This window comes from Martinezella lusitana, assembly GCF_014207095.1.
Classification (GTDB): Bacteria; Pseudomonadota; Alphaproteobacteria; order Rhizobiales; family Rhizobiaceae; genus Rhizobium; species Rhizobium lusitanum_B.
Genome location: NZ_JACHBG010000002.1, coordinates 171,583 through 196,881, shown reverse-complemented (window position 1 = coordinate 196,881; position 25,299 = coordinate 171,583). Strand labels below are relative to the sequence as shown.

General features: G+C 60.9%; 19 protein-coding genes. 14 read left to right on the top strand and 5 right to left on the bottom strand.

All coding sequences use genetic code 11. The features are described 5' to 3' along the window. Positions 1-2 precede the first annotated feature (2 nt). The 8 genes from GGD46_RS05475 (at position 3) to hemH (ending at position 8,070) form a co-directional block, all read left to right on the top strand. Complete coding sequence (locus GGD46_RS05475) at positions 3-1,163, top strand: aminodeoxychorismate synthase component I (RefSeq protein WP_184702579.1); 1,161 nt, start codon at positions 3-5, stop codon at positions 1,161-1,163. Then, positions 1,148-1,789, top strand: coding sequence for an aminotransferase class IV family protein (locus tag GGD46_RS05470; RefSeq protein WP_184702577.1), 642 nt, complete (start codon positions 1,148-1,150; stop codon positions 1,787-1,789). The genes GGD46_RS05475 and GGD46_RS05470 overlap by 16 nt, the downstream gene beginning before the upstream one ends. 3 nt (positions 1,790-1,792) lie before the next feature. Continuing rightward, positions 1,793-2,077, top strand: a complete 285-nt coding sequence (locus tag GGD46_RS05465) for a YciI family protein (protein WP_184702575.1) — start codon at positions 1,793-1,795, stop codon at positions 2,075-2,077. Positions 2,078-2,319: 242 nt separating this feature from the next. Beyond that, a complete protein-coding gene (locus GGD46_RS05460; protein ID WP_184702573.1) occupies positions 2,320-3,771 on the top strand; it encodes a homospermidine synthase in 1,452 nt (483 codons plus the stop codon). Positions 3,772-3,952: 181 nt separating this feature from the next. After that, the gene (locus GGD46_RS05455; RefSeq protein ID WP_184702571.1) at positions 3,953-4,339 is read left to right on the top strand and encodes a hypothetical protein; all 387 of its coding nucleotides are present in this window, start codon (positions 3,953-3,955) and stop codon (positions 4,337-4,339) included. A gap of 25 nt (positions 4,340-4,364) precedes the next feature. Then, the gene (locus tag GGD46_RS05450) at positions 4,365-4,688 is read left to right on the top strand and encodes a hypothetical protein (protein WP_184702569.1); all 324 of its coding nucleotides are present in this window, start codon (positions 4,365-4,367) and stop codon (positions 4,686-4,688) included. A gap of 150 nt (positions 4,689-4,838) precedes the next feature. Further along, positions 4,839-6,938, top strand: a complete 2,100-nt coding sequence (locus GGD46_RS05445; RefSeq protein ID WP_184702567.1) for a 5'-nucleotidase C-terminal domain-containing protein — start codon at positions 4,839-4,841, stop codon at positions 6,936-6,938. Positions 6,939-7,035: 97 nt separating this feature from the next. After that, positions 7,036-8,070 carry a ferrochelatase gene (gene hemH / locus GGD46_RS05440; protein ID WP_184702566.1) on the top strand — a complete coding sequence of 345 codons (1,035 nt, stop codon included), beginning with the start codon at positions 7,036-7,038 and terminating at the stop codon, positions 8,068-8,070. Positions 8,071-8,139: 69 nt separating this feature from the next. On the opposite strand, the gene GGD46_RS05435 is transcribed toward hemH, so the two are convergent. Beyond that, positions 8,140-9,048 carry a S1C family serine protease gene (locus GGD46_RS05435; protein ID WP_184702564.1) on the bottom strand — a complete coding sequence of 303 codons (909 nt, stop codon included), beginning with the start codon at positions 9,046-9,048 and terminating at the stop codon, positions 8,140-8,142. A gap of 313 nt (positions 9,049-9,361) precedes the next feature. On the opposite strand from GGD46_RS05435, the gene GGD46_RS05430 reads away from it, so the two are divergent. Further along, a complete protein-coding gene (locus tag GGD46_RS05430; RefSeq protein ID WP_184702562.1) occupies positions 9,362-10,378 on the top strand; it encodes an SPFH domain-containing protein in 1,017 nt (338 codons plus the stop codon). A gap of 1 nt (position 10,379) precedes the next feature. After that, positions 10,380-10,838, top strand: coding sequence for an NfeD family protein (locus tag GGD46_RS05425; protein WP_184702560.1), 459 nt, complete (start codon positions 10,380-10,382; stop codon positions 10,836-10,838). Between the two features lie 85 nt (positions 10,839-10,923). Here the strand turns inward: GGD46_RS05425 and GGD46_RS05420 are convergent, their stop codons facing one another. Beyond that, positions 10,924-11,919, bottom strand: a complete 996-nt coding sequence (locus GGD46_RS05420) for an SIS domain-containing protein (RefSeq protein WP_184702558.1) — start codon at positions 11,917-11,919, stop codon at positions 10,924-10,926. 197 nt (positions 11,920-12,116) lie between these two features. On the opposite strand from GGD46_RS05420, the gene GGD46_RS05415 reads away from it, so the two are divergent. Then, a complete protein-coding gene (locus GGD46_RS05415) occupies positions 12,117-13,634 on the top strand; it encodes an outer membrane beta-barrel protein (protein WP_184702556.1) in 1,518 nt (505 codons plus the stop codon). Positions 13,635-13,741: 107 nt separating this feature from the next. On the opposite strand, the gene galU is transcribed toward GGD46_RS05415, so the two are convergent. Continuing rightward, on the bottom strand, positions 13,742-14,629 hold the full coding sequence (galU, locus tag GGD46_RS05410; RefSeq protein WP_184702554.1) for a UTP--glucose-1-phosphate uridylyltransferase GalU: 888 nt from the start codon (positions 14,627-14,629) through the stop codon (positions 13,742-13,744). A gap of 202 nt (positions 14,630-14,831) precedes the next feature. Between galU and GGD46_RS05405 the strand changes: the two genes are divergently transcribed. The 3 genes from GGD46_RS05405 to GGD46_RS05395 all read left to right on the top strand — a co-directional run bounded on the left by GGD46_RS05405 (position 14,832) and on the right by GGD46_RS05395 (position 18,318). After that, on the top strand, positions 14,832-16,055 hold the full coding sequence (locus GGD46_RS05405; protein ID WP_184702552.1) for a lytic murein transglycosylase: 1,224 nt from the start codon (positions 14,832-14,834) through the stop codon (positions 16,053-16,055). Positions 16,056-16,138: 83 nt separating this feature from the next. Next, entirely contained in the window at positions 16,139-17,335 is a 1,197-nt protein-coding gene (locus GGD46_RS05400; RefSeq protein WP_184702550.1) for a DUF459 domain-containing protein, read from the top strand. Positions 17,336-17,568: 233 nt separating this feature from the next. Continuing rightward, the gene (locus tag GGD46_RS05395; protein ID WP_184702548.1) at positions 17,569-18,318 is read left to right on the top strand and encodes an aminoacyl--tRNA ligase-related protein; all 750 of its coding nucleotides are present in this window, start codon (positions 17,569-17,571) and stop codon (positions 18,316-18,318) included. Between the two features lie 65 nt (positions 18,319-18,383). Here GGD46_RS05395 and GGD46_RS05390 read toward each other — a convergent pair whose 3' ends face one another. Both GGD46_RS05390 and gltB read right to left on the bottom strand, forming a co-directional pair. Beyond that, entirely contained in the window at positions 18,384-19,838 is a 1,455-nt protein-coding gene (locus tag GGD46_RS05390; protein WP_184702546.1) for a glutamate synthase subunit beta, read from the bottom strand. A gap of 178 nt (positions 19,839-20,016) precedes the next feature. After that, positions 20,017-24,759 carry a glutamate synthase large subunit gene (gene gltB, locus GGD46_RS05385; RefSeq protein ID WP_184702544.1) on the bottom strand — a complete coding sequence of 1,581 codons (4,743 nt, stop codon included), beginning with the start codon at positions 24,757-24,759 and terminating at the stop codon, positions 20,017-20,019. Positions 24,760-25,299 lie beyond the last annotated feature (540 nt).

Here is a 25,299-nt window from a genome sequence, read left to right as displayed (position 1 = left end):
CCATGGCCGATGCCCGACCCTACGTCCTTTTCAGGGATGACAGCACAGGACAGATGATGATCTTCGCCGAACCGACGGAGATCATCACGGCACGGACATGCGCGGAATTCTTCGATGCACTGGATCGGATGGAGAGAGCCCGGCAGGCGGGAAAATGGCTGGCGGGCTATATGGCCTACGAAGCAGGCTACCTCTTTGAGGAAAAGCTTGCGGCTTTTGCCGAAGAGAACCGCGAGACGCCGCTGCTGTGCTTCGGCGTCTTCGACGCCCCGGCAGCCGACGATCATCCGCTGAGTCAGCGGATGCAACGCCCGGAAAACCAGGAATTCCTGACCGAGCCGAGAGCCGCATGGGATTTCCCGACATATAAAGAGAGATTCGACCGCCTGCACGAGCACCTTCGGCTCGGAGACTGCTATCAGGCAAACCTCACCATGCCGATCCATGCCCGCTGGAACGGCGACGCGCAAGCCGCCTTCTGGTCGCTGATCGAGCGGCAGCCTGTGAAATACGGCGCGCTCGTCGATCTCGGCGGCCCGATCATCCTCTCGCGCTCGCCGGAGCTCTTCTTCCGAACCGATGAAGAGGGCTGGATCGAGACGCACCCGATGAAGGGCACGGCCAAGCGCGGCGCGAATGCAGCCGAGGACGACGCGATCATCGCCGCGATGCTCGCCGACGAGAAGACGCAAGCCGAAAACCGGATGATCGTCGATCTCCTGCGCAACGACATCTCCCGCGTCACCGAGGTGGGCACACTCGATGTGCCCAAGCTGTTCGAGATCGAGACCTATCCCACCCTGCACCAGATGGTGAGCCATGTGCAGGCGAAACTGTTGCCGGGTATGACCATTCGCGACCTGTTCGCAGCGCTCTTTCCCTGCGGCTCGATCACCGGCGCGCCGAAGATGTGGGCGATGGAAATCCTGCATAAGCTCGAGGATAGTCCCCGCGACGCCTATTGCGGCGCGATCGGCATGATTTCCCCAACCGGCGCCATACGTTTTTCGGTGGCGATCCGCACGATCACGCTTTTCGAAGACGGCCGCGCGGTGTTCAATGTCGGCGGAGGCATCGTCTTCGATTCGACGGCGGAAGCGGAATACGAGGAATGCCTCCTGAAGGCGCGCTTCGCCGTGGGGGACAGATGGATCGACCGCTAGAGGATTTTTCCCTCATCGAGACGCTCCGTTACGAGCCTGAAACGGGCTTTGTGCGTCTGCGCCTGCATCTCGCCCGGCTGCAGCGCTCCGCCCGGCGCCTTGGCTTCTCAACCCCGAAGAACGTCCTTGGAAAGTTGGAGGAAGCCGTCGCCGGTGCCGCCGTACCCTTGAGAGTTCGCCTGACGCTGGACCGCGAGGGCCAAACGCAGGTGACGACGACGCCGTTCGTTCCGCTTTTGCACGACACGGTCTGGCGTGTCCGCATTGCTGCCACACGGCTCGATTCCTCCGACAAGCTGTTGCGCGTCAAGACCACCCGCCGTGGCGTCTATGAAGCGGCGCGCGCGGAATATAGGCCGGACGAGGCGGAAGAAGTGCTGCTGCTCAATGAGAAGGACGAGGTTTGCGAGGGGACGATCACGTCCGTTTTCATCGTGGATGACCCGGACAAGCTGCGCACCCCGCCGATTTCCTCGGGCCTGCTTGCTGGCGTGCTGCGCACCGAGCTCATCTGCCAGCGCAAAGCTCGCGTCGGCCGCATCCGGCTTGACGACCTGAAAGATCATACCCTTTACGTCGGGAACTCCCTGCGCGGCCTGATCCGCGCGCAACTCATATGGAATTGATGCATGTTCATCCTCTCGCTCACCTACCTCACGAGCAATGACGAAGCCGACAAGCATATGGAGCCGCACATGGCCTGGGTGAAGGAGGGATATGCCAAAGGCTGGTTTCTCGCATCCGGTCGCAAGGTGCCGCGCACTGGCGGCGTCATCTTCGCGCGGGGCGAACGCGCCGAACTGGAAGCTTATGTCGCAGCGGACCCTTTCACCGTTCACGGCGTCGCCGCCTACGAGGTTCAGGAAATCGCCCTCACCACCGTCGTCGACGGGCTGGAAAGTCTGAAAGCGTAATCGGCAGCGGACAGAGATCGCAGTCCGATTCTTGATAAGTCAGCGAAAACCTCCCTTGAAGGCAACAAACTCGTCGCATATGGCGTGTATGTTGGCCTCGACTTGACTTTGTCCGGCTAACCCTGAACAGCTCTTTATTGTGACATCAAATTATGATTAGAGCCGCTCACCTCGCGTTTTCGCGCAAACTCTGATTGAATTTCGTGAACCGAACGGCGTCCTGCCTTTCGAAGGAGAAAAGAATGACGAAACACAACTATCCGGTATATGCCGAAATTACCGGTCCGATCGTAATGATCGGCTTTGGCTCCATTGGCCGTGGCACCCTGCCCCTGATCGAGCGCCATTTCAAATTCGACAAGAGCCGGATGGTCGTTATCGACCCGCGTGAAGAACCAGCCGATATGGAAATCCTGGCAAAGCACGGCGTCCGTCATATCAAGGAATATGTCACCAAGGACAACTACAAGGAACTCCTGAAGCCGCTCCTGACGGAAGGCAGCGGTCAGGGCTTCTGCGTCAACCTCTCGGTCGACACCGGCTCGCTCGATCTGGTCAAGCTGTGCCGCAAGCTCGACGTGCTCTACATCGACACCGTCGTCGAGCCCTGGCTCGGCTTCTACTTCGACAAGAGCATGAAGAACGCCGACCGCACGAACTATGCCCTGCGCGAAACCATGCGCAAGGAAAAGGAAAAGAACCCGGGCGGCACGACGGCCGTTTCTACCTGCGGCGCAAACCCGGGCATGGTCTCCTGGTTCGTCAAGCAGGGCCTCGTAAACCTTGCCAAGGATCTCGGCGTGAAGTTCGACGAGCCGGATCAGCACGACCGCGAAGGCTGGGCCAAGCTGATGAAGAAGGTCGGCGTCAAGGGCGTGCATATCGCCGAGCGCGACACGCAGCGCACCAAGCATCCGAAGCCGCTTAACGTCTTCTGGAACACCTGGTCGGTCGAAGGCTTCATCTCCGAAGGTCTGCAGCCGGCAGAACTCGGCTGGGGCACCCATGAAAACTGGATGCCGAAGAACGCCAAGAAGCACAAGAAGGGCAACAAGGCGGCGATCTACCTCGAGCAGCCGGGCGCCAATACCCGCGTCCGCACCTGGTGCCCGACGCCAGGCCCGCAATACGGCTTCCTGGTCACGCACAACGAATCGATCTCGATCGCCGACTATTTCACGGTCCGCGACAAGGACGGCGAAGTCACCTTCCGCCCGACCTGCCATTATGCCTATCATCCTGCCAACGACGCCGTGCTCTCGCTGCACGAAATGTTCGGCAACGGCGGCAATGCGCAGCCGGTTCACCACGTTCTCAACGAGGATGAACTGGAAGACGGCATCGACGAACTCGGCGTGCTGCTCTACGGCCACGACAAGAACGCCTACTGGTACGGCTCACGCCTGTCTCTCGAAGAGACCCGCCGCATTGCTCCCTACCAGAATGCCACCGGTCTGCAGGTAACCTCGGCCGTTCTCGCCGGCATGGTTTGGGCGCTGGAAAACCCGAAGGCCGGCATCGTCGAAGCCGACGAAGTCGACTACAAGCGCTGCCTCGAAGTGCAGCTGCCCTATCTCGGCCCGGTTGAAGGTCACTACACCGACTGGACCCCGCTCGATGGCCGTCCGGGCCTGTTCCCGGAAGACATCGACACGAAGGATCCGTGGCAGTTCAAGAACATCCTCGTTCGCTGATAGGAACAGCTTTCGCGATACGAAATGCTGGAATGCCCGCACAGATCGTGCGGGCATTTTTGTTACGCAAGCGGGATAAATCAAGCAGTTGCCTTCTGAAGCCTTGCTTTAACCCAATAGCCGCGCCATCTTTCTCGCAACCGAGACGACACAACTCCGCCCTTCATCGCGGGAGATCTTTATGAAGTTCAGAACCATCCTTCCCCTCGTTGCCGCTGCGGCAGCACTGTCCGCCTGTGTCGATTTCGGCGGATCGAGACCGCCGCCGATGACGATGAGCCCAGGAGCACAGCCACGGACAAATTCGGTGGAAGGCAGCTGGGCCGATTCCAACGGCCTGAACTCGACGTTCAACGCCGGCCGCTTCGAGACTCACACGACCGACGGCACGAACCAGCAGATGGCGTCTGGAACCTACACGACCGATCCTTCCGGCGTGATCCAGATCAATCTCTATTCGAACATCAAGCGCACCAGCTCCAAGGTGAATTGCTTCATGGCAAACCCAGGCCAGCTGAACTGCACCTCGGAGACGGGCGGACACTTCTCTCTCAACCGCCAGGGCTGAATGGCCAGCGAATGGATAGGACGCCATGCGTAGCATGACAGTTCTCTATCTGGCTCTCATCGCGGCGCTGCCCCTCGCCTTCATGGCGGTGGTCTTTCCGGTCAACGCCTATCGGGCCCAGGGCATCGACGCGCTTGATTGCGACGGGCCGATCAGTATCCTTATATTCGCTGTTCCAGCCCTGCTGATCTATGGCGCCGGCGCAATCCTGCTTTATCGGGATCAGAGCCGGCGCTTTCATTTTGCCGTGGCCCTCTGCTGTCTGCTTCTCTTTCTCTCCGTCGGCTGGAATGCCGCGTTGGCGATCCGTGAATCCTACGGAAGCGCCTCCATCGAAGCCTGCGGCTGACCGGCGAGCGATCACGTTCTGTTGCTTTGTAAAATCCTAATGAAGCCAACAGCTTTCGCTTGCGCTCGCTCCGCCATGATGAAAACATTCGGGCGGGGGACCGTTGCGGGGTGTGCGCGGGCCGATTGCAAAGACGAACAGGAGAGATAGATGAAGCAGCCCTTCGGAGTGGGTCTTTTGGCCGCCGCGGCTCTGGCGCTCAGCAGCGGTGCCGCCTTCGCGGACTATCAGCTCAACATCCTGCACTTCAACGATTTCCATTCGCGCGTGGAGTCGATCAATAAGTTCGACGCCACGTGCTCGGCAGCTGAGGAAGCGAAGAACGAATGCTTCGGCGGCGCCGCGCGACTGAAAGCTGCCATCGACCAGCGCCGTGCCGCGCTTGCCGGCCAGAACATAGTGGTGCTCGACGCCGGCGACAATTTCCAGGGCTCGCTGTTCTACACGACCTACAAGGGTGCAGCCGAAGTCGAATTCCTCAACGACATGAAGATCGACGCGATGACCGTGGGTAACCACGAGTTCGATGACGGCGAAGGTCCGCTGGCCGCCTTCCTCGATAAGGCACAGTTCCCGATCGTAACGGCCAATCTGATTGTCGACGACCAGTCGAAACTCGGCAACCGCATCAAGAAGTCGATCGTTCTCACCATCGGCGGCCAGAAGATCGGCATCGTCGGCGCGGTGACGACCGAAACGCCCGAACTCTCCTCCCCCGGCCCACATGTGAAGATCACCGACGATGCCGCTGCCATCAGCGCCGAGGTGGACGCGCTGAAATCGCAGGGCATCAACAAGATCATCGCAGTCACCCACGTCGGCTATCCGCGCGATGTCGACAAGATCGCCAAGATCGCCGGTGTCAGCATCGTCGTCGGCGGCCACTCGCATACCCTGCTATCGAATACGGACCCGAAAGCCGCCGGCCCCTACCCGACCATGGTCGACAATCCGGCCGGCTACAAGGTTCCGGTGATTCAGGCTGCTTCCTACGGCAAATATCTCGGCGATCTTGTCGTCACTTTCGATGATAACGGCGCCGTCAAGGACGCCAAGGGTGATCCGATCCTGCTCGATTCCTCGGTCAAGCCGGATCCGACGATCCTGGCCCGCGTGGAGGAGATGGCAAAGCCGATCCAGGAACTGCGCAAGAAGGTCATCGGCAACTCGCTAGGCCCCATCGAAGGCGCGCGCGAAGTCTGCCGCGTCCAGGAGTGCTCGATGGGCAACCTCGTCGCCGATGCCATGCTCGACCGCACCAAGGGACAGGGCATTTCCATCGCCATCCAGAACGGCGGCGGCCTGCGTGCCTCCATCGGCGCCGGCGATGTCAGCATGGGCGATGTCCTGACCGTGCTGCCATTTCAGAACACGGTTGCGACCTTCCAGCTGACCGGAGCCGACGTAAAGGCGGCGCTCGAAAACGGCCTCAGCCAGATCGATGACGGCGCGGGCCGCTTCCCGCAGGTCGCCGGCCTCAAATACAGCTTCGACAAATCGAAACCGCCAGGCGGCCGCCTTGTATCGGTCGAAGTGCAGGAAGGCACGGAATTCAAGCCTATCGACCCCGAAAAGACCTACGGCGTCGTCAGCAACAATTACATGCGCGCCGGCGGCGACGGCTACACGGTCTTCGCCAAGGATGCGAAGAACGCCTATGATTTCGGCCCGAACCTGGAATCGGTGGTTGCCGACTATCTCGCCGCGCACAATCCCTACAAGCCTTACACGGATGGTCGCGTGACGCAGATCGCCGCAGCGCCGGTCGCCCAGCCGGAACCGGCAAAACCTGCCGAAACAAAGCCGCAGGCCGCACCTGAGCAGAAGCCGGCGCCCGCTGCAGCCGAAAGCACCGCAGCAGCGCCGGCAGCGACTGCACCCGCCACTTCCGCTCCGGCCGTGACCACGCCAAGCACGACCATGCCGGCGAATCCAGCACCGGCGCCAGCCGCCCCGACAAAAACGGACCCGGTAAAGTCGATGCCTGCCGCATCAGCCCCTGCTGTTGAAGCCCCGGCCACCACGACACCGGCGACGCCGGAGCCGGCAGTAGCCGCACCAAAAGCTGCTGTCAGCGAAGAGCCGAAGACCCCGACGACCCATGTCGTCGTCGCCGGCGACACGCTCTGGGATCTCGCCAAGACCTACTACGGCAGCGCCAAACAATGGCGCAAACTTCTGGCCGCCAACCGCAATATCAAGCCGCACCATCTGTCGGTTGGTGAAAAGTTGAGGATTCCAGCCAAGTAAGGACGATTTGTCTCGCATATCTGAGCCGGCCCGGGCTTCCCCGGACCGGCTTTTGTTCCTATGTGGAGTGCTCCGTATCTTGAGAGGAATTCAATCGATGACCGCAAACCCGACCGCGCTTCCGTCCGATCACCCGAGCGTGAAATCCGGCAAGGTTGGCGTTTTGCTCATCAACCTTGGGACACCCGATGGCACCGACTACACCTCGATGCGCCGTTATCTGCGGGAGTTCCTGACGGACCGCCGCGTCATCGAATGGTCGCGCTGGAAATGGTACCCGATCCTCTTCGGCATCGTGCTCAACACCCGGCCACAGAAGGTCGGCAAAGCCTATGAGACGATATGGAACAAGGATAAGAACGAGAGCTATCTGCGCACCTACACGCGCAACCAGTCCGACCTGATGGCCGAGCGTCTGCACGATCTGCCCAATGTCCGGGTGGACTGGGCGATGCGCTACGGCCAGCCCTCGATCGGCGACCGTATCCAGGCCCTGAAGGACGAAGGCTGCGAGCGCATCGTGCTCTTCCCGCTCTATCCGCAATATGCAGCGGCGACGACAGCAACGGTCAACGACAAGGCATTCGAGAAGCTGGCAAAGATGCGCTGGCAGCCGGCGATCCGCACCGTGCCGCAATATCACGACGATGACACCTACATCGAGGCGCTTGCCAATTCCGTGAACCGGCACCTCTCGACGCTGGACTGGAAGCCCGAGAAGATCCTCGCGTCGTTCCACGGCATCCCGATGTCCTACTTCAAGCTGGGCGATCCCTATTACTGTTTCTGTCAGAAGACCGGCCGTCTGCTGCGCGAGAAACTTGGCCTATCCGAAGAGCAGTTCATGGTCACCTTCCAGTCCCGTTTCGGACCGGAGGAGTGGCTGCAACCCTACACCGACAAGACGGTGGAAGAGCTTGCCAAGAACGGTACGAAGCGCATCGCTGTGCTGAACCCCGGCTTCGTCTCCGACTGCCTGGAGACGCTGGAAGAGATCGCCGAGCAGGCCGCCGAATCCTTCCATCACAATGGCGGCGAGAAATTCACGCATATTCCCTGCCTCAACGACAGCGAAGACGGCATGAAAGTGCTGGAGAAAGTCGTACGGCGGGAGTTGCTCGGCTGGGTCTGACCGATCGCCGGGCTAAAACGCATCGCGATCTCCAAGATACACTTGCCGCGCTTTAGTCCGGCAATCAGCTCACTGTAACTGCGGCTTCTTGAGGAAGCTGCGCCGATCGGCGGATTTGATGCGTAACCAGGCTTCGCGGCCATTGCGCAACACCCGCAGGGGGATTTCGGCGCCGGCCGGTCCGCTTTCCCATATCTTGCGATAGAAATCGGCAAGCCCATCCACCTCCGCATCGCGGATCTCCGAGATGACATCGCCGCGGCGCAGCCCAGCTTGCGCCGCAGGGCCGCCTTCGGTCACGCTCATGACGACGACCTCGCCATTGCTTTCCGCAGAAAAGGCACCCAGCCAGGGCCGCGGCGGCTTGTTGGCCTGGCCGCGTTTGACGAGATCGTCGAGGATGGGCAGCAGCAGGTTGATGGGCACGACCATGTTGATATCGGCGCCCTCCCCGTTCTGGGTCGCCATCTGCAGGTGCAGCGAACCGACCCCGAGAAGCTTGCCCTCTTCGTCCACCAGCGCCGCCCCGCCCCATGAGGGATGCGCCGGCGCGACGAAGATCGCCTCATCGAGCAGATACTCCCAATAGCCCGCGAACTCCTGCTTGGCGACGATCTTCGCTTCAATGAACTGGCCGATACCGTCGGCGATCACTACAGGATCGCCGATCTCGGCTTTGTCGGCGTCGCCGAATTCGAGAGCGGGAACGTCGAGCGGACCAAGCGCCTGCACCAGACCGAACCCTGTTTCCTGATCGTAGGCCAGGACATGCGCAGGCACGACACGACCGTTATTCGTCGTCAGCCAGACTTCCTCTGCCTCGGTGATAAGGTAGCCGATCGTCAGCACCAGCCCATTTCCCCGAATGACGACGCCATTGCCTTCTCTGCGGGTACCGAGCGTCGCCGCCGTGAAGGCGTCTTCCGGAATTGAGGCATGTACGGCCACCACCGACCGCAAGGTTCTATCCATATTCATTGTTTCACCCTGACGATGCGCTATGGCTGAGCTCGAAAGGCTGCATGGCAGCGGTGCCGAAGAACTTCCCAATAAGGTATGAATATCAACCGTCAGACGCAAGAGCCGGATCGCGAATGATTGATCGGCTCTCGCGCGCCAAGGGATGGGAGTGGAGTGGCGACACCCCATTCCTCCCTTGCCGAGAACGTGCTAACCCACCACATCTGATTGAGCAGCCATTTCGCGAATGCGACCGAAGCGGTAACGGCATGGCAGCGCTTTTTATGGGACGCAAGATCCGTATCGCGGACGGGCGCCAAGGAGGAATTCAATGGTAGTCGGTGGTTTCAGCATCGTTGTGGTTGCCCTGGTGGTCCTGGTTATCCTGGTGCTGTTTGCAGGGATCAAGACCGTGCCGCAGGGCTATCGTTATACGGTCCAGCGCTTCGGCCGCTATATCCGCACGCTTGAGCCAGGGCTCAATCTGATCGTGCCTTTCATCGAAACGATCGGCATGCGGATGAATGTGATGGAGCAGGTCCTGGCGGTGCCGACGCAGGAGGTCATCACCAAGGACAATGCCAGCATTTCCGCCGATGCCGTGGCGTTCTTTCAGGTGCTGAATGCGGCTCAGGCCGCCTATCAGATCACCAATCTCGAAACCGCGATCCTCAACCTCACCAAGACCAACATCCGCTCGGTCATGGGCTCGATGGATCTGGACGAACTCCTGTCCAATCGCGATGCGATCAACGAGCGGTTGCTGCGCGTGGTCGACGAAGCGGTCGAGCCTTGGGGCATCAAGGTGACGCGAGTCGAAATCAAGGACATCCAGCCGCCGAAGGACCTGGTTGACGCCATGGGCCGGCAGATGAAAGCAGAGCGTGAAAAGCGCGCCCAGGTTTTGGAGGCCGAGGGCTTGCGCAACGCGCAGATCCTGCGCGCCGAGGGCGCCAAGCAGGCGGCCGTGCTGCAGGCGGAAGGCCAGCGCGAGGCTGCTTTCCGCAATGCCGAGGCCCGCGAGCGTCTTGCCGAGGCCGAGGCCAAAGCGACCCGCATGGTGTCCGAGGCGATTGCCGAAGGCAATGTGCAGGCGATCAACTACTTCGTTGCCCAGAAATATACGGAAGCCCTTACCGCGATCGGCTCGGCCAACAATTCCAAGATCGTGCTGATGCCGATGGAGGCAAGCTCCATCATCGGTTCGCTCGGCGGCATCGGCGCCATCGCCCGCGAAGTCTTCGGCGACAATGGCGACGGCAATGGAGCGCCGCAGCCGTCTAAGCCGCGCCCCGGCTCCGCACGCACCACGCCTTCGATAAACCCGCTGACGTCAAGGGAGAGTTGAGATGTTCGACAATTTCGTCGTCGAGCTCGGTCCCTGGAGCTGGTGGCTGCTGGGTCTCGTCCTGCTTGCCGCCGAACTGATACTGCCAGGCTTCTTTCTCGTTTGGATCGGCCTTGCCGGCATCATCGTCGGAGCGTTGTCGCTGCTCTTCTGGGAGAGTGCCTTCTGGTCGTGGCAGGTGCAATGGCTGGTCTTTGCCGCATCGGCTGTTGTCGTCACCCTCATCGGGCGACGGTACCTTTATAACAACAATCAGGTCACGGACGAGCCGTTTCTGAACCAGCGCGGTGCGAGCCTGGTCGGACGCACTGCAACGCTCGAGCAGCCGATCACCGAAGGCCGAGGTCGTATTCGACTGAACGATACCTATTGGACGGTCAATGGGCCGGACTTGCCGGTCGGCACCCGCGTCAAGGTCGTCGCCAGCAACGGCCGCGAGCTTACGGTCGAGCCGGCCTGACGGGCGCTATGCGAACAAAAGCGCACTACAGCTTTTCGCCCGTGATGCGAAAAGAAAGCCGCAACACGCCTTTGCGCAAAATGCGTTAGGCCACGCCTATCCGCAGCAGATCGTGGAAATGCACGACGCCGATCGGCCGGCGTGCATCGTCGATGACCATGAGCGCCGAGATATTGTGACGATTGAGCACGGCCATGGCGCTCGTTGCCAGCGTCGTCTCCTTCACCGTCTTCGGATTGGGAGTCATGACCTCATCCACCAGCTTTTCGGCAAGGCTGGCTCCGAGATTGCGTGCGATGTCGCCATCGGTGACGATGCCGCACAGGCATCCCATTTCATCGATCACACCGACACAGCCGAAACGCATTTTCGACAGCATCATCGCCGCTTCCGGCATACCAGTGCCGAGCTTGACGAGCGGTACCCGGTCGCCCTTGTGCATGATATCGGCGACGTGAGAGAGGCTGGCGCCCAGCTTGCCGCCGGGATGGAAAGTGCGGAAATCCTCGGCCGTGAAGCCCCGCGCCTCAAGCAGCGCCACGGTGAGCGCATCGCCGATCGCGAGCTGCAGCATTGTCGAGGTGGTCGGCGCCAGTCCGTGCGGACAGGCCTCCTGTTCCTTGGGTAGCAACAGAACGACATCCGACTCGCGCGCAAGCGTCGAAGTCTCGCCGGCGGTAATGGAGATCATCGGAATGGAAAAACGGCGGGAATAGCTGATGATACCGCGCAGCTCAGCGCTTTCGCCACCCCAGGAGATGGCGATGATGACATCATCCTGCGTGATCATGCCGAGATCGCCATGATTGGCCTCGACGGGATGGACGAAAAACGAGGGTGTGCCGGTGGAGGCCAGGCTGGCGGCCAGCTTGTTGCCGATATGGCCGCTTTTGCCGACGCCGGTGATGACGACACGGCCGCTGATATCGCCGATGATCTCGACCGCACGGCTGAAAGGCCCTGCTAGACCGTTTGCCAAAGCACGTTCCAGCGCTTCGAGGCCCCGTCTCTCGGTCTCGATCGTCCGCATGGCGGATTCGATCGCACCGTTCTCGATCAATCTGACAGCTCTCTTGTTCATGAGCGAGGCCTAACGCTTTTCTGCAAATCTGTCCACCAAAGATCGCCCTTCATCAGCAGCGGCAACTCGCCATCTCAACCCCAGAATATTACCGGTTCATTCCAAGCAACTCCCGTTTGGCAACCAAGCGTTAACCACACGGCTTTACACTTGAGTAAGGATTTACAGTATTTCCAGCAAGGTCAGACATAAACAAGATGAGCATCGGCGGGAACAAGGCGGGAAAAAACACCCTCCGGCTGACGGCATGGGCGACATCCGCCGTGCTGGGCTGGGGTATTGCCCTCGCTGCGCCGATGTCGGCAAGCGCCCAGTCGCTCCCACCTGATCAAAGCCTCGACGACTCGCTGCCCGCACCGACTCCGATATCCGGCCAGACGGCCGATCCGGCGACGGCGTCCGCCAATGGTGGGCAGGCGACATCTGCCACGAATCAGGCCACCGGCACGAATTCGGACGCGCCGCCGAACATGCGTCTTCGCCTCGATCCAATTACGACGAGCTCCGCGCTCGATGACGACCTGCGTCGCGTCAACTCGCGAGAGCCTACAGTCGACGGCCTGAGGACGCGCCCGCAACCCGATCGCGCCGACGCTCAGGGCATACCACTCGGTACCTTCACCCTGCGCCCCTCGGTCAACCAGTCGATCAACATGGAGCGGAACAGCACCGGCCCCAATAAGGACAACCGTACTTTCCTGCAGACGGACCTGCGCAGCACGCTGACATCCGATTGGGATCGCCACGCCTTGACCATCACCGGCGAAGGCGTCTGGCAGAAGAACCTCAGCGGCACCGCTGCGGAACGGCCCGTTGTTACGCTCAATGCCGACCTGCGGCTCGACCTTCCCGCCAACACGACCGCCCATGTTACCGCCGGCTATCAGTTTTACCGGGAAGACACCAACGACCCGAACGCCATTGTCGGCGCTTCGAAGCAATCCGCCGTCAATCAGTTTTCGACCGGGCTCTCGCTGGAGCGGGACTTCGGCCTGCTGCGCGGTTCGACCGCCGTTGCGCTGACCCGAACGGTCTATTCCGACGCCGTGCTCTCCGATGGCACCCAGGTCACGCTCAGCGACCGCGACCAGACGGCAGGCACATGGCGCGGCCGTATCGGCTACGAACTCTCGCCGGTGATTATTCCTTTCGTGGAAGCCGACCTCGGCGCCGCAGTCTACGACCAGACGCGCGACAGCAATGGCTATGCGCGATCGAACCAGAGCTATGGCGGCAAGGTCGGCGTCGAGCTCGATCTCGGCGAGAAATTGAAGGGCGAACTCGGCTTCGGCTACCAGCACACGCAATTCGACGATGCACGCCTTGCCTCGATCGACTCGCCGACGATCGATGGCAGTCTTGCCTGGTCGCCGCAGCGCGGCACCGATGTCAGCATCGGCCTTTCGAGCACGGTTCAACCGTCGACGACTCCGGGCCTGGGTGGCTACACCGCTTACCGGCTCTCCAGCACCGTGAGCCACCAGCTGCGCGACAATCTCACCGCCAAGGTGACGGGTGGAACGATCTGGCGTGATTACCCCTCGGGCGGGAGCGTCGCCGACGAGACCGAATATGACGCAGCCCTCGGCCTGACCTGGGGGATCAACCGCTATCTCGATCTGACGGGTAACCTCGGCTATCAGCTGACCACCAGAAAGACCGGCGACGACACGCGCCAGCTCCAGGCCGGTGTCGGCTTAACGGTGAAGCGCTGACTGCGATTTCGCAGAGCGCTATCGTCCCGATCGGAAACCATCTGCTCCAGAATGAAAAAAGCCCGGCATAACCGGGCTTCAATTTTTGGTCTCGATCAATTGGTCGCTTACTTCAAAGCAGTGATCAGCGCCTTGAACTCGTCCTCGATCGTCGGGCGAATATCCGCGCGTGCCAATGCAAAAGCAACGTTGGCGAGGATGAAGCCGTCCTTCGCACCACAGTCGAAGGTCTGGCCCTGGAAGTGGTAGCCGGCGAAATCCTGGCTCTGCGCCAGCTTCAGCATGCCGTCGGTCAACTGGATCTCGTTGCCGGCACCCCGCTCCTGGCTTTCCAGAATGCGGAAGATTTCCGGCTGCAGAATATAGCGGCCGTTGATGAAGAAGTTGGACGGGGCGGTGCCCTTGGCCGGCTTTTCCACCATCTCGGTGATGCGGAAGCCACTGCCGATCGTATCGCCGACGCCGACGATGCCGTATTTATGGGTCTGATCCGGAGCGCATTCTTCAACGGCGATGACGTTGCCGCCACTCTGCTCGTAAAGCTCGATCATACCCTTCATGCAGCCCTTTTCCGCGCGCATGACCATGTCGGGCAGCAGCAGCGCGAACGGCTCGTCGCCGACGATTTCGCGTGCGCACCAGACGGCGTGGCCAAGACCGAGCGGCTCCTGCTGGCGGGTGAAGCTCGCCGTGCCGGCCTTCGGCAGCAGGCCGTTCAGCAGCGACAGCTCGGCATTCTTGTTGCGCTGACGCAGCGTCTGCTCGAGTTCGAACTGAATGTCGAAATAGTCTTCGATGACGTGCTTGCTGCGGCCCGTCACGAATACGAAATGCTCGATACCGGCTTCCATCGCCTCGTCGACGACATACTGAATCACCGGCTTATCGACGACGGTCAGCATTTCCTTCGGCACCGCCTTGGTGGCCGGCAAGAACCGTGTCCCTAGTCCTGCGACCGGAAATACTGCCTTACGAACCTTCTTATGCTGTCCCACTCATACCTCCTGGGCATTAAATCGCTGGCGCCAAGCCAATCTAAGGGTCAGTAGATTAAATTTGCTACTGTTTTGCAAATAATGACTGAACCCCACTTCCATGGTAAAGAATTTGTTGACTTCGTTCCTTTAGTGTCAAGCTTGGGCCGATGCTACGTGCATTGCCGCACCGAAATCCAACAATCGATGGACAAGGCTGTAGATGACCGTAAACCGCAAAAACTCCTTTCGTGGTCTCGCTCTGGCGCTCGCGCTCGGCGCCTTCGCGGGATTCCTTCCCGTTAACGCCAATGCTGACCCTGGGTTCCAAAAATGGATTGCGGGCTTCTATACGACTGCCGCAAAGAGCGGCATTACGCAGTCGACTTACCGCAACGCATTTGCCGGTGTAACGGACCCCGACCCCACGGTCCTTGAAAAGGCGCAGTACCAACCGGAATTCAAGTCCCAGATCTGGGATTACTTGGACTCCCGTGTTAATCCCTATACCGTCGATATTGGCCGCAAGATGGCGGTCAAATATGGGTCCACACTGCGCACGCTCGAGCAGCACTTCGGCGTTGATCGCAACATCATGTTGGCCATTTGGTCCATGGAGTCGAACTACGGCGCCGTTCTCGCCAAGAACGACCGGCTGCATTACGTGCCGCGCGCGCTGGCGACACTTGCCTATGCCGATCCGAAGCGGGCCGGCTACGCCAAGAAGCAGCTTATCGCCGCGCTGAAGATCCTGCAGAGGGGCGACATCTCGCGCAAGGATCTGAATGGCTCCTGGGCCGGCGCGATGGGCCACACCCAGTTCATCCCCACCAGCTATCTGCTCTACGCCGTCGATGCCGATGGCACCGGTCACGCCGATATCTGGAACTCCATTCCCGACGCCCTGGCGACAACAGCCAATCTCCTTGCCAAGAACGGCTGGAGCACTGGCCGTACCTGGGGCTATGAAGTGGTTGTGCCGCCCGGCGGCCATGGCCAGGCCGGCAAGACGCACACGATTGCCCAATGGGCGGCTCTCGGTTTCGTTCGCCCCAACGGCAAGGGCTTCCGCCAGACCTCCGATCGCGCTCAACTGAAGATGCCTGGTGGCCCGAATGGTCCCGGCTTCCTGATGACCGGCAACTTCTTCACCGTCAAGCGCTACAACGCATCCGACAGCTATGCGCTCGCAGTCGGCCTGCTTGCCGATCAGATCGCGGGCTATGGCGGCATGCAGCAATCCTGGCCGCGCCCGAGCGGGACGCTCAATGTTCAGCAGAAATTCGAGCTGCAGACGCGATTGAAGCAGCTCGGTTATTATGACGGCGTCGTCGACGGCAACTTCGGTTCCGGCTCCAAGGCGGCGATCGCTGCGGTTCAGCAGCGCATCGGCATGGATGCGGACGGCGAGCCCTCGATGAACCTGCTAAACGCGTTGCGCAAGTAGGCAGCTCGCCATCTGTGGACACAGGGATCGCTGGAGGGCACAGCTGCCCTCGCGCGGCTACGGGTCGTGAGCGGAAAGAGACGATGACAGAAAGACCTGCCCGCGCGATCATGGCAAGCCTGAGGATTATCCTCACGGTATTGACCACGGCCGTCATCACGTTCGGCTACCTTTCCGTTACTGCCGAGGCGCAGGAGCGGCCGCGCAGAAACCTGTTCGACATGCTGTTCGGAACGCGCGAACCGGATTATCCGGACCAACCCGAGCAGCCGCCACCACAACGAAAGAGCCAGCCGCGCAAACGGCCGACACCGCCACCGCGGCAGCCCGTAGCGGTCCAGCCACAGACGCCGCCAGCGGCGGAAAAGCTTCAAGACGCAAAGACGATTCTCGTCGTCGGCGATTTTCTGGCAAGCGGCCTTGGAACCGGGCTGGAAGACGCCTTCTCCACCTCCCCCGGCATTGTTATCCAGGCGCGCGGCAATGTCGCCTCCGGCCTCGTCCGACAGGACTATTACAACTGGCCTGAGCAGCTGACCGGGATGATGGATCAGCTGAAGCCGGCAATGGTTGTGGTGATGCTCGGCGCCAATGACCGGCAGCCCATTATCGGTGATGGCCTCAACGAGAAATACGGCACGGATCCCTGGTTTATCGCCTACGAGGAACGGGTGCAGCAGTTTGCCAAACTGGTGACGAACCGTCATATCCCCCTGATCTGGGTCGGCTTGCCACCCTTCGGCTCGGACCAGCTGACGGCAAGCGCAGTCAAGCTCAATCACCTCTACCAAAGCCAGATGGCGGCCGTCGGCGGCGAGTTCGTCGATATCTGGGACGGCTTTACCAATCAGAGCGGCGAGTTCATCGTCACCGGTTCCGATATCAACGGCCAGCAGGTGCGCCTCAGAACCGCCGACGGCGTCAACATGACGGCGGCAGGCAAGCGCAAGATCGCGTTCTATGTCGAAAAGCCGGCGCGGCGGCTGTTGGGCAACCAGGCAAGCCCTGATATCACCCGCCTCGATACCGGCAGTCCGCTGCCGGCACAGCCGGCGAGTCTGCCGGGTGCGGAGCCGGAGAAAATCACCAGCACGCCGCCGATGAGCTTTTCCGATCCCGAGCTTGATGGCGGCTCGCAGCTTCTGGGTGCTGCGCCTGCACCGGCCTCGACAGCCGTATCGCCCAGGGATCTCCTGGTCGACAAGGGCCAGATGACTCCTGCGCCCGCAGGTCGTGTGGATGACTATCGGCTGCCTGCGACGCCGACCGCCACGCCTTGAAGGCGAAGCCGTTTGACAATCCTGCCGTGCGCCAATAGAAAAATGCCATGAGCACCGACCGCGCAGATCAGATCGATCGTAACCCCACCTGCCTGCAGGCCGCGGTTTTGCGCGCTTTCTCCGGCCGAGGTCTCCGCGTCCAGCCGTGACGACCGGAGGCTTTGCGTGTCCGGCCATTGCTGGACGTAAAGCCCTCACTCCAAAACATCAACGTTGCCCATGGAGAATGGCACGTGCTCAATATCTATAACGTCAACTCGCTCGTTCACTGGGAAGAGCGAGACATCCGTCTGCGTGACGACCTCATCCGCTTCTTTTCCGACGAAGTCTCAAGCTTCCTGCGCTCCGCAAACCCCGCCTGGGATATCCGAAGGGTCGAGGCCCCTACCCTGATGCCGAAGAACCTCGTCTCCGACGCCTATTCCAATTCAGACATCTGGGTACAGGAACGAATGTCCGAAACGGAGGCCGAACTTGTGTTGCGGCCTGAAACGACACCGTCCACTTACATCTACATGCAGCACCTTCTCGGCAATCATTCGCGGACGCGGTTGCCTCTATGCGTCTGGCAGGCCGGCAAATCCTATCGCCGCGAACAGGACCAGCCCAGCAAGCATGTGCGGCTCAAAGAATTCTGGCAGCTCGAGTTTCAATGCGCCTTCACCGCCGACAGCGGCAACGACTATCATACGGCGAGCCTGGAACCGGTTCGGCGCATGATTGCCTCGGTCATCCATTTGCCGACGAGGATCGTGCCGTCGGATCGCCTGCCGGCCTACTCGAAGGTCACGATGGATATCGAGGTGGACAATGGCGACAAATGGATGGAGGTCTGCTCCATCTCCAAACGCACGGATTTCCCGCAGCGCTACCGCAGTCAGGCCAAGAAAGGCCCGACGACCGACCATGATGTCACGGTGCTGGAGATCGCCATCGGCCTCGACCGTTGCATCTACAATTGGAACATTGCGGCAAGCAGATAAGACAGAAGGCCGGGTTCTGCGCGAACCCGGCCTTCCTCATGACTGATAGACGATATCGGTGACGCTTAGCGCGGCAGAATCGTCGCACCCATCAGGGCCTCATCGATCGCGCGTGCTGCCTGGCGTCCTTCGCGGATCGCCCAGACCACCAGCGACTGGCCACGGCGAACGTCGCCAGCGGTCCAGAGCTTGTCGACCGAAGTCTTGTAATCCTTGTCGTTGGCAACAACGTTGGTGGAGCCGCGACGATCGGTGTTCAGCGTCAGCTTGCCGTCGAGTTCCTTGAGCACGCTGTCGGTGAAGGGGCCACGGAAACCGATGGCGATGAAGGCAAGATCGGCGCGGATGACGAATTCCGTTCCGGCGATCGGCTTGCGGCGCTCATCGACTTCGCAGCACTTCACGCCGGTCAGCACGCCGTCTTCACCGATGAATTCGAGCGTCGCGACCTGGAATTCGCGAACAGCACCTTCGGCCTGCGAAGAGGAGGTGCGCATCTTCGTTGCCCAGAACGGCCAGACGGCAAGCTTGTCTTCCTTTTCCGGCGGCTGCGGACGAATGTCGAGCTGAGTGACCTTCACCGCACCCTGGCGGAATGCCGTGCCGACGCAGTCGGATGCCGTATCGCCACCGCCGACGACGACGATGTGCTTACCGCCTGCGAGGATCGGATCGGCTGGCCAGCCGGCGCTGTCGATGTTTTCACGGCCGACACGGCGGTTCTGCTGCACGAGATAGGGCATGGCGTCATGAACGCCCGCCAGCTCGACGCCGGGAATGCCGGCTTCACGCGGGGTTTCCGAGCCGCCGCAATAGAGCACGGCATCATGCTCGGCCAGAAGCTGCTCTATCTTGACGTCGACGCCGACATTGACGCCGCAATGGAAGGTGACGCCTTCGCCCTTCATCTGCTCGACACGGCGGTCGATGAAGTTCTTCTCCATCTTGAAGTCTGGAATGCCATAGCGCAGCAGGCCACCTGCCTTGCTCTCGCGCTCGTAGAGATGAACCTCATGACCGGCGCGGCCGAGCTGCTGGGCAGCCGCCAGACCCGCAGGGCCGGAGCCGATGACGGCAACCTTCTTGCCCGTATGAACCGTTGCCGGCTGCGGACGAATGAAGCCAAGCTCATAGGCCTTGTCGGCAATCGCCTGCTCGACGGTCTTGATCGCGACCGGTGCATCTTCCAGGTTCAGCGTGCAGGCCTCCTCGCAGGGTGCGGGGCAGACGCGACCGGTGAACTCCGGGAAGTTGTTGGTCGAATGCAGGTTGCGGATCGCCTCTTCCCAGTTGTTGTTGTAGACGAGGTCGTTCCAATCCGGAATCTGGTTGTGCACCGGGCAGCCGGTCGGGCCGTGGCAATAGGGAATGCCACAGTCCATGCAGCGCGCTGCCTGTTTCTGCACTTCCTGGTCCGACATGGGGATCGTAAATTCGCGGAAATGCCGGATGCGATCCGATGCCGGCTGATACTTGCCGACCTGACGGTCGATCTCCAAGAAGCCTGTTACCTTGCCCATGCTATCGTTTCCTCACTCAAAAAGAGGAGCCGAGGCTCCCGTGCCTGAGGGTAAATCCCGTTTCCCTGTCCGGCACTTTAAATCAAATCCGATTCCGCTATTCGACAGTTGCGATCGCCGTGATCGGCGACCGCAATGCGAGGCGAAATCCTCGACTGGCTTGGTGATCCCAAGCGGATTACTCCGCCGCCACGCTCATCCGGCTGCGCTCCATTTCCTCAAGCGCACGACGGTACTCGACCGGCATGACCTTGCGGAATTTGGGGCGGTAGTCGGCCCAGTGATCGAGAATTTCCTTGGCCCGCGTCGAGCCCGTATAGTGGAAATGGTTCGAAATCAGCTGGTAGAGACGCTCTTCATCATGGCGTGTCATGTCGTCCGAGACGTCGACGCGCCCCTTGTGCATGATGTCGCCGCCGTGATGATGCAGCTTCTCCAACAGTTCGTCCTCTTCGGGAACCGGCTCCAATTCGACCATGGCCATGTTGCAGCGGCTGGCGAAATCGCCCTTCTCGTCGAGCACATAGGCAACACCGCCCGACATGCCTGCGGCGAAGTTGCGTCCGGTTTCGCCGAGCACGACGACGACGCCGCCGGTCATATATTCGCAACCGTGGTCGCCGACGCCTTCGACGATGGCGACCGCACCGGAGTTTCTGACCGCGAAACGCTCACCCGCAACACCGCGGAAGTAGCACTCGCCCTCGGTCGCACCGTAAAGCACGGTGTTGCCGACGATGATCGAGTGCTCGGCCAGGATCTTCGAGCTCTCCGGCGGACGGATGATGATGCGGCCGCCCGAAAGGCCTTTGCCGACATAGTCGTTGCCGTCGCCGATGAGGTTGAAGGTCACGCCCCGCGCCAGGAACGCGCCGAATGACTGGCCGGCAGTTCCCTTGAGCGTGACGTTGATCGTGTCTTCCTTCAAACCGCGATGGCCGTAGCGCTTGGCAACCGCACCCGACAGCATGGCGCCGGCCGAGCGATCGACGTTCTTGATGTCGACTTCGAAGGCGACCGGCGTCTTGGACGACAGGGCCGGTTCGGCCTTCTCGATCAGCTTGCGGTCGAGAACGTCGTCGATCGGATGCTTCTGCACTGATGTCCAGTAGGTTTCCGCCTTCGGCGCATCGACCTTGTGGAAGATGCGGCTGAAGTCGAGGCCTCTGGCCTTCCAGTGAGCGAGCATGTCGTCCTTTTCCAGAAGCTCGGAAGCGCCGATGATGTCGTCCAGCTTGGCGACGCCAAGCGAGGCAAGGATCTCGCGCACTTCTTCGGCCACGAAGAAGAAGTAGTTGATGACGTGCTCCGGCGCGCCCTTGAAGCGCTTGCGCAGAACCGGATCCTGGGTGGCGACGCCAACCGGACAGGTGTTCAGGTGGCACTTGCGCATCATGATGCAGCCGGCCGCGATCAGCGGCGCAGTGGCAAAGCCGAATTCGTCGGCACCGAGCAGCGCGCCGATGATGACGTCGCGGCCGGTCTTCAGGCCGCCGTCCACTTGCAAGGCGATGCGTGAGCGCAGCCCGTTCAGCACCAGCGTCTGCTGGGTTTCGGCAAGGCCGATTTCCCAGGGCGAACCTGCATGCTTCAACGAGGTCAGCGGTGAAGCACCGGTGCCGCCATCATAGCCCGAGACGGTGATATGATCGGCGCGCGCCTTGGCGACACCGGCAGCAACCGTGCCGACACCGACTTCCGAGACGAGCTTAACCGATACGTCCGAGGTCGGGTTGACGTTCTTCAGGTCGAAGATCAGCTGCGCCAGATCCTCGATCGAATAGATGTCGTGGTGCGGCGGCGGCGAGATCAGGCCGACACCCGGCGTCGAATGCCGGGTCTTGGCGACCGTCGCATCGACCTTGTGGCCAGGCAGCTGGCCGCCTTCGCCGGGCTTGGCGCCCTGTGCGACCTTGATCTGCAGCACGTCGGCATTGACCAGATATTCGGTCGTCACGCCGAAGCGGCCAGACGCGATCTGCTTGATGGCGGAGCGTTCCGGGTTCGGCGAACCGTCGACGAGCGGCATGTAGCGGTCCGCTTCTTCGCCGCCTTCGCCGGTGTTCGACTTGCCGCCGATGCGGTTCATGGCGATTGCCAGCGTCGTATGCGCCTCGCGGCTGATCGAGCCGAAGGACATGGCACCCGTCGAGAAGCGCTTGACGATATCGACGGCCGGCTCGACCTGATCGACCGAAATCGGCTTGCGGCCGAGCGCTTCCGCACCCTTGATCTTGAAGAGGCCGCGGATGGTGTTCATCCGAAGGGCCGAGTCGTTGACCATTTCGGAGAATTCGCGATAGCGGTCCTCGGCATTCCCTCGCACGGCATGCTGGAGGGCGGCCACCGCATCCGGCGTCCAGGCATGGCTTTCGCCACGCATACGGAAGGCATATTCGCCACCGATGTCGAGCGTGCTCGCCAGCAGCGGATCGCGGCCGAAAGCGGAGCTGTGACGCGCGACGGTTTCCTCGGCGATCGTGTCGAGACCGATACCTTCGATCATCGTTGCCGTGCCGAAGAAGTACTTGTCGACCAGTTCCTGCTGCAAGCCCACAGCATCGAAGATCTGCGCGCCGCAATAGGACTGATAGGTCGAGATGCCCATCTTCGACATGACCTTGAGGATGCCTTTGCCGACCGCCTTGATGTAGCGGTAGACGACTTCGGTTGCGTCCACTTCCTTCGGGAACTCGCCGCGCTGATGCATGTCGAGCAGCGTGTCGAAGGCGAGATAGGGGTTGATCGCTTCCGCACCGTAGCCGGCCAGCAGGCAGAAGTGATGCACTTCGCGCGGCTCACCGGTTTCGACAACGATGCCGACTGAGGTGCGCAGGCCCTTGCGGATCAGGTGATGGTGCACGGCAGCCGTCGCCAGCAGCGCAGGGATCGCGATGCGGTCCGGCCCGACCTGACGGTCGGAGAGCACGATGATGTTGTAGCCGCCGCGAACGGCGGCTTCTGCCCGCTCACAGAGACGGTCGAGCATCTCGGGCATGCCTTCGGCGCCACGTTCGACATCATAGGTGAAGTCGAGCGTTTTGGTGTCGAAGCGGTCCTCGGTGTGACCGATCGAGCGGATCTTTTCCAGATCGCCGTTGGTCAGGATCGGCTGGCGCACTTCCAGGCGCTTGGCGTTGGCCATGCCGGTGTGATCGAGCAGGTTCGGACGCGGCCCGATGAAGGAAACGAGGCTCATGACGAGTTCTTCGCGGATCGGGTCGATCGGCGGGTTCGTTACCTGCGCGAAGTTCTGCTTGAAGTAGGTGTAGAGCAGCTTCGCCTTGTCGGACATGGCCGAGATCGGCGTATCCGTGCCCATGGAGCCGACGGCTTCCTGCCCTGTCGTCGCCATCGGCGACATCAGGAGCTTGGTGTCTTCGGTCGTGTAGCCGAAGGCCTGCTGTCGGTCGAGCAGCGACACGTCGCGACGCAGCGCCCGGGGTTCCACCGGTTTCAGGTCTTCGAGGATCAGCTGCGTGCGGTTCAGCCAGTTGCGATAGGGATGCTTGCTTGACAGTTCGGACTTCACCTCGTCGTCGGAGATGATGCGGCCCTTTTCCATGTCGATCAGCAGCATCTTGCCCGGCTGCAGGCGCCACTTCTGGATGATCTTCTCTTCCTCGACCGGCAGAACGCCGGCTTCGGAGGCCATGATGATGCGATCGTCGTTGGTAACGAGATAGCGGGCCGGACGCAGGCCGTTGCGGTCGAGCGTCGCGCCGATCTGCTTGCCGTCGGTGAAAGCAACGGCCGCCGGGCCATCCCACGGCTCCATCAGGGCGGCATGATACTCGTAGAATGCCTTGCGCTCGGCAGCCATCAGCTGGTTGCCGGCCCATGCTTCCGGAATGAGCATCATCATGGCATGCGCCATGGAATATCCGCCGCGCACGAGGAATTCGAGCGCATTGTCGAAACAGGCCGTGTCCGACTGTCCTTCGTAGGAAATCGGCCAGAGCTTGGAGATATCCTCACCGAAGAGCGGCGAGGAAACCGATGCCTGACGAGCGGCCATCCAGTTGACGTTGCCGCGCAGCGTGTTGATTTCGCCGTTATGCGCGACCATGCGGTAAGGATGCGCCAGCTTCCAAGATGGGAAGGTGTTGGTCGAGAAACGCTGGTGCACGAGGGCAACCGCCGTCTCGAACCGCGGATCGGACAGGTCCTTATAATAGGCGCCCACCTGATAGGCGAGGAACATGCCCTTGTAGACGATGGTCGAGCTCGACAGCGAGACAGGATAGAAGCTGCTCTCTTCGCCCTCATATTCCGCATAGATGCGGTTGGAGATCACCTTGCGCAGGGTGAAGAGGCGGCGCTCGAACTCCTCGTTCGTGCCGGCATCGCGGCCGGCGCCAATGAAGACCTGCACATGATGCGGCTCGGTGGCGGCAATGTCAGGTGCCTTCGACAGCGAGGAGTTATCAACAGGCACGTCGCGGAAGCCGAGCAGAACCTGGCCTTCCTCGACGACGACCTGCTTGATCGCGGTCTTGAAATGCTCGATCAGCGCCTCGTCGCGCGGCAGGAAGAAATGGCCGACGCCATACTCGCCAGCCTTCGGCAGGATGACGCCCTGCTTTGCCATCTCCTCGCGGAAGAAACGGTCCGGGATCTGCACGAGAATGCCGGCACCATCGCCCATCAGCGGATCCGCGCCGACGGCACCGCGATGTGTCAGGTTTTCGAGGATGAACAGGCCGTCGCGCACGATCTGGTGCGACTTGCGTCCCTTCATATGCGCGACGAAGCCGACGCCGCAGGCATCGTGTTCGTTGCGCGGATCGTAAAGGCCTTGTTTCGGCGGGATGCCCACCGACTTCGAACGATTGGCACGTTTCGACGTTTTGGCCGTCGTCGCGACAGCATTGGCTGCGGCGGTCTGGTCAAAACTCGTGAACGTCTTCCTGTTCGTCATCGTCTTCCCTCCGGTAAGGCCCGCCTCGCGGGCGCTCCTTCGTCCCGCGCGTTCCGTTTCCGGCGCCGACGCGCGACAGCTCTGTTGCATTGTGAAGATCCGGCCGCAAACCATGGCTCCGCTATGGAGCCTGTCGTCAGCGTTCGCGCCCTGCTATTCCACCGCCGCCCTGCCCGGTGCCCGAAAGGCTTTCAGGGGCATGCTCTCGGTAACTATAGCTCGAAATCCGGACATCGTCAGGACCCTTCGACGCATCTTCGGCCTAGGCGGCCAAAATAGGACAGCAACCCTGTCCTAATTCATCAGCTCTATGCCAGAAAGCTTGTGCCTTCGCAAGAGCAAAACGGCAAAAATTCGACAGGGAAAGACGGAAGATTGCCTATGCTGCAGAAATGGAGCAATAAAGTTTCGCTGCGGCGCATCATTTTATTTGTTGATTGCGCAGATCAATTTCTGTGATGGGTTCTTCAAGTTCTTGCTCTTGATAGGTTTTTGCATTGGCGTAATGTCCCGCCGACCCTATTTATCGCTCCCGTAGCT

Excerpts from the sequence above, each read along its gene's own strand:
- GGD46_RS05475 (WP_184702579.1), top strand. The coding sequence starts at position 3 with ATGGCCGATGCCCGACCCTACGTCCTTTTCAGGGATGACAGCACAGGA.
- GGD46_RS05470 (WP_184702577.1), top strand. The coding sequence starts at position 1,148 with ATGGATCGACCGCTAGAGGATTTTTCCCTCATCGAGACGCTCCGTTAC.
- GGD46_RS05465 (WP_184702575.1), top strand. The coding sequence starts at position 1,793 with ATGTTCATCCTCTCGCTCACCTACCTCACGAGCAATGACGAAGCCGAC.
- GGD46_RS05460 (WP_184702573.1), top strand. The coding sequence starts at position 2,320 with ATGACGAAACACAACTATCCGGTATATGCCGAAATTACCGGTCCGATC.
- GGD46_RS05455 (WP_184702571.1), top strand. The coding sequence starts at position 3,953 with ATGAAGTTCAGAACCATCCTTCCCCTCGTTGCCGCTGCGGCAGCACTG.
- GGD46_RS05450 (WP_184702569.1), top strand. The coding sequence starts at position 4,365 with ATGCGTAGCATGACAGTTCTCTATCTGGCTCTCATCGCGGCGCTGCCC.
- GGD46_RS05445 (WP_184702567.1), top strand. The coding sequence starts at position 4,839 with ATGAAGCAGCCCTTCGGAGTGGGTCTTTTGGCCGCCGCGGCTCTGGCG.
- hemH (WP_184702566.1), top strand. The coding sequence starts at position 7,036 with ATGACCGCAAACCCGACCGCGCTTCCGTCCGATCACCCGAGCGTGAAA.
- GGD46_RS05435 (WP_184702564.1), bottom strand. The coding sequence starts at position 9,048 with ATGAATATGGATAGAACCTTGCGGTCGGTGGTGGCCGTACATGCCTCA.
- GGD46_RS05430 (WP_184702562.1), top strand. The coding sequence starts at position 9,362 with ATGGTAGTCGGTGGTTTCAGCATCGTTGTGGTTGCCCTGGTGGTCCTG.
- GGD46_RS05425 (WP_184702560.1), top strand. The coding sequence starts at position 10,380 with ATGTTCGACAATTTCGTCGTCGAGCTCGGTCCCTGGAGCTGGTGGCTG.
- GGD46_RS05420 (WP_184702558.1), bottom strand. The coding sequence starts at position 11,919 with ATGAACAAGAGAGCTGTCAGATTGATCGAGAACGGTGCGATCGAATCC.
- GGD46_RS05415 (WP_184702556.1), top strand. The coding sequence starts at position 12,117 with ATGAGCATCGGCGGGAACAAGGCGGGAAAAAACACCCTCCGGCTGACG.
- GGD46_RS05405 (WP_184702552.1), top strand. The coding sequence starts at position 14,832 with ATGACCGTAAACCGCAAAAACTCCTTTCGTGGTCTCGCTCTGGCGCTC.
- GGD46_RS05400 (WP_184702550.1), top strand. The coding sequence starts at position 16,139 with ATGACAGAAAGACCTGCCCGCGCGATCATGGCAAGCCTGAGGATTATC.
- GGD46_RS05390 (WP_184702546.1), bottom strand. The coding sequence starts at position 19,838 with ATGGGCAAGGTAACAGGCTTCTTGGAGATCGACCGTCAGGTCGGCAAG.
- gltB (WP_184702544.1), bottom strand. The coding sequence starts at position 24,759 with ATGACGAACAGGAAGACGTTCACGAGTTTTGACCAGACCGCCGCAGCC.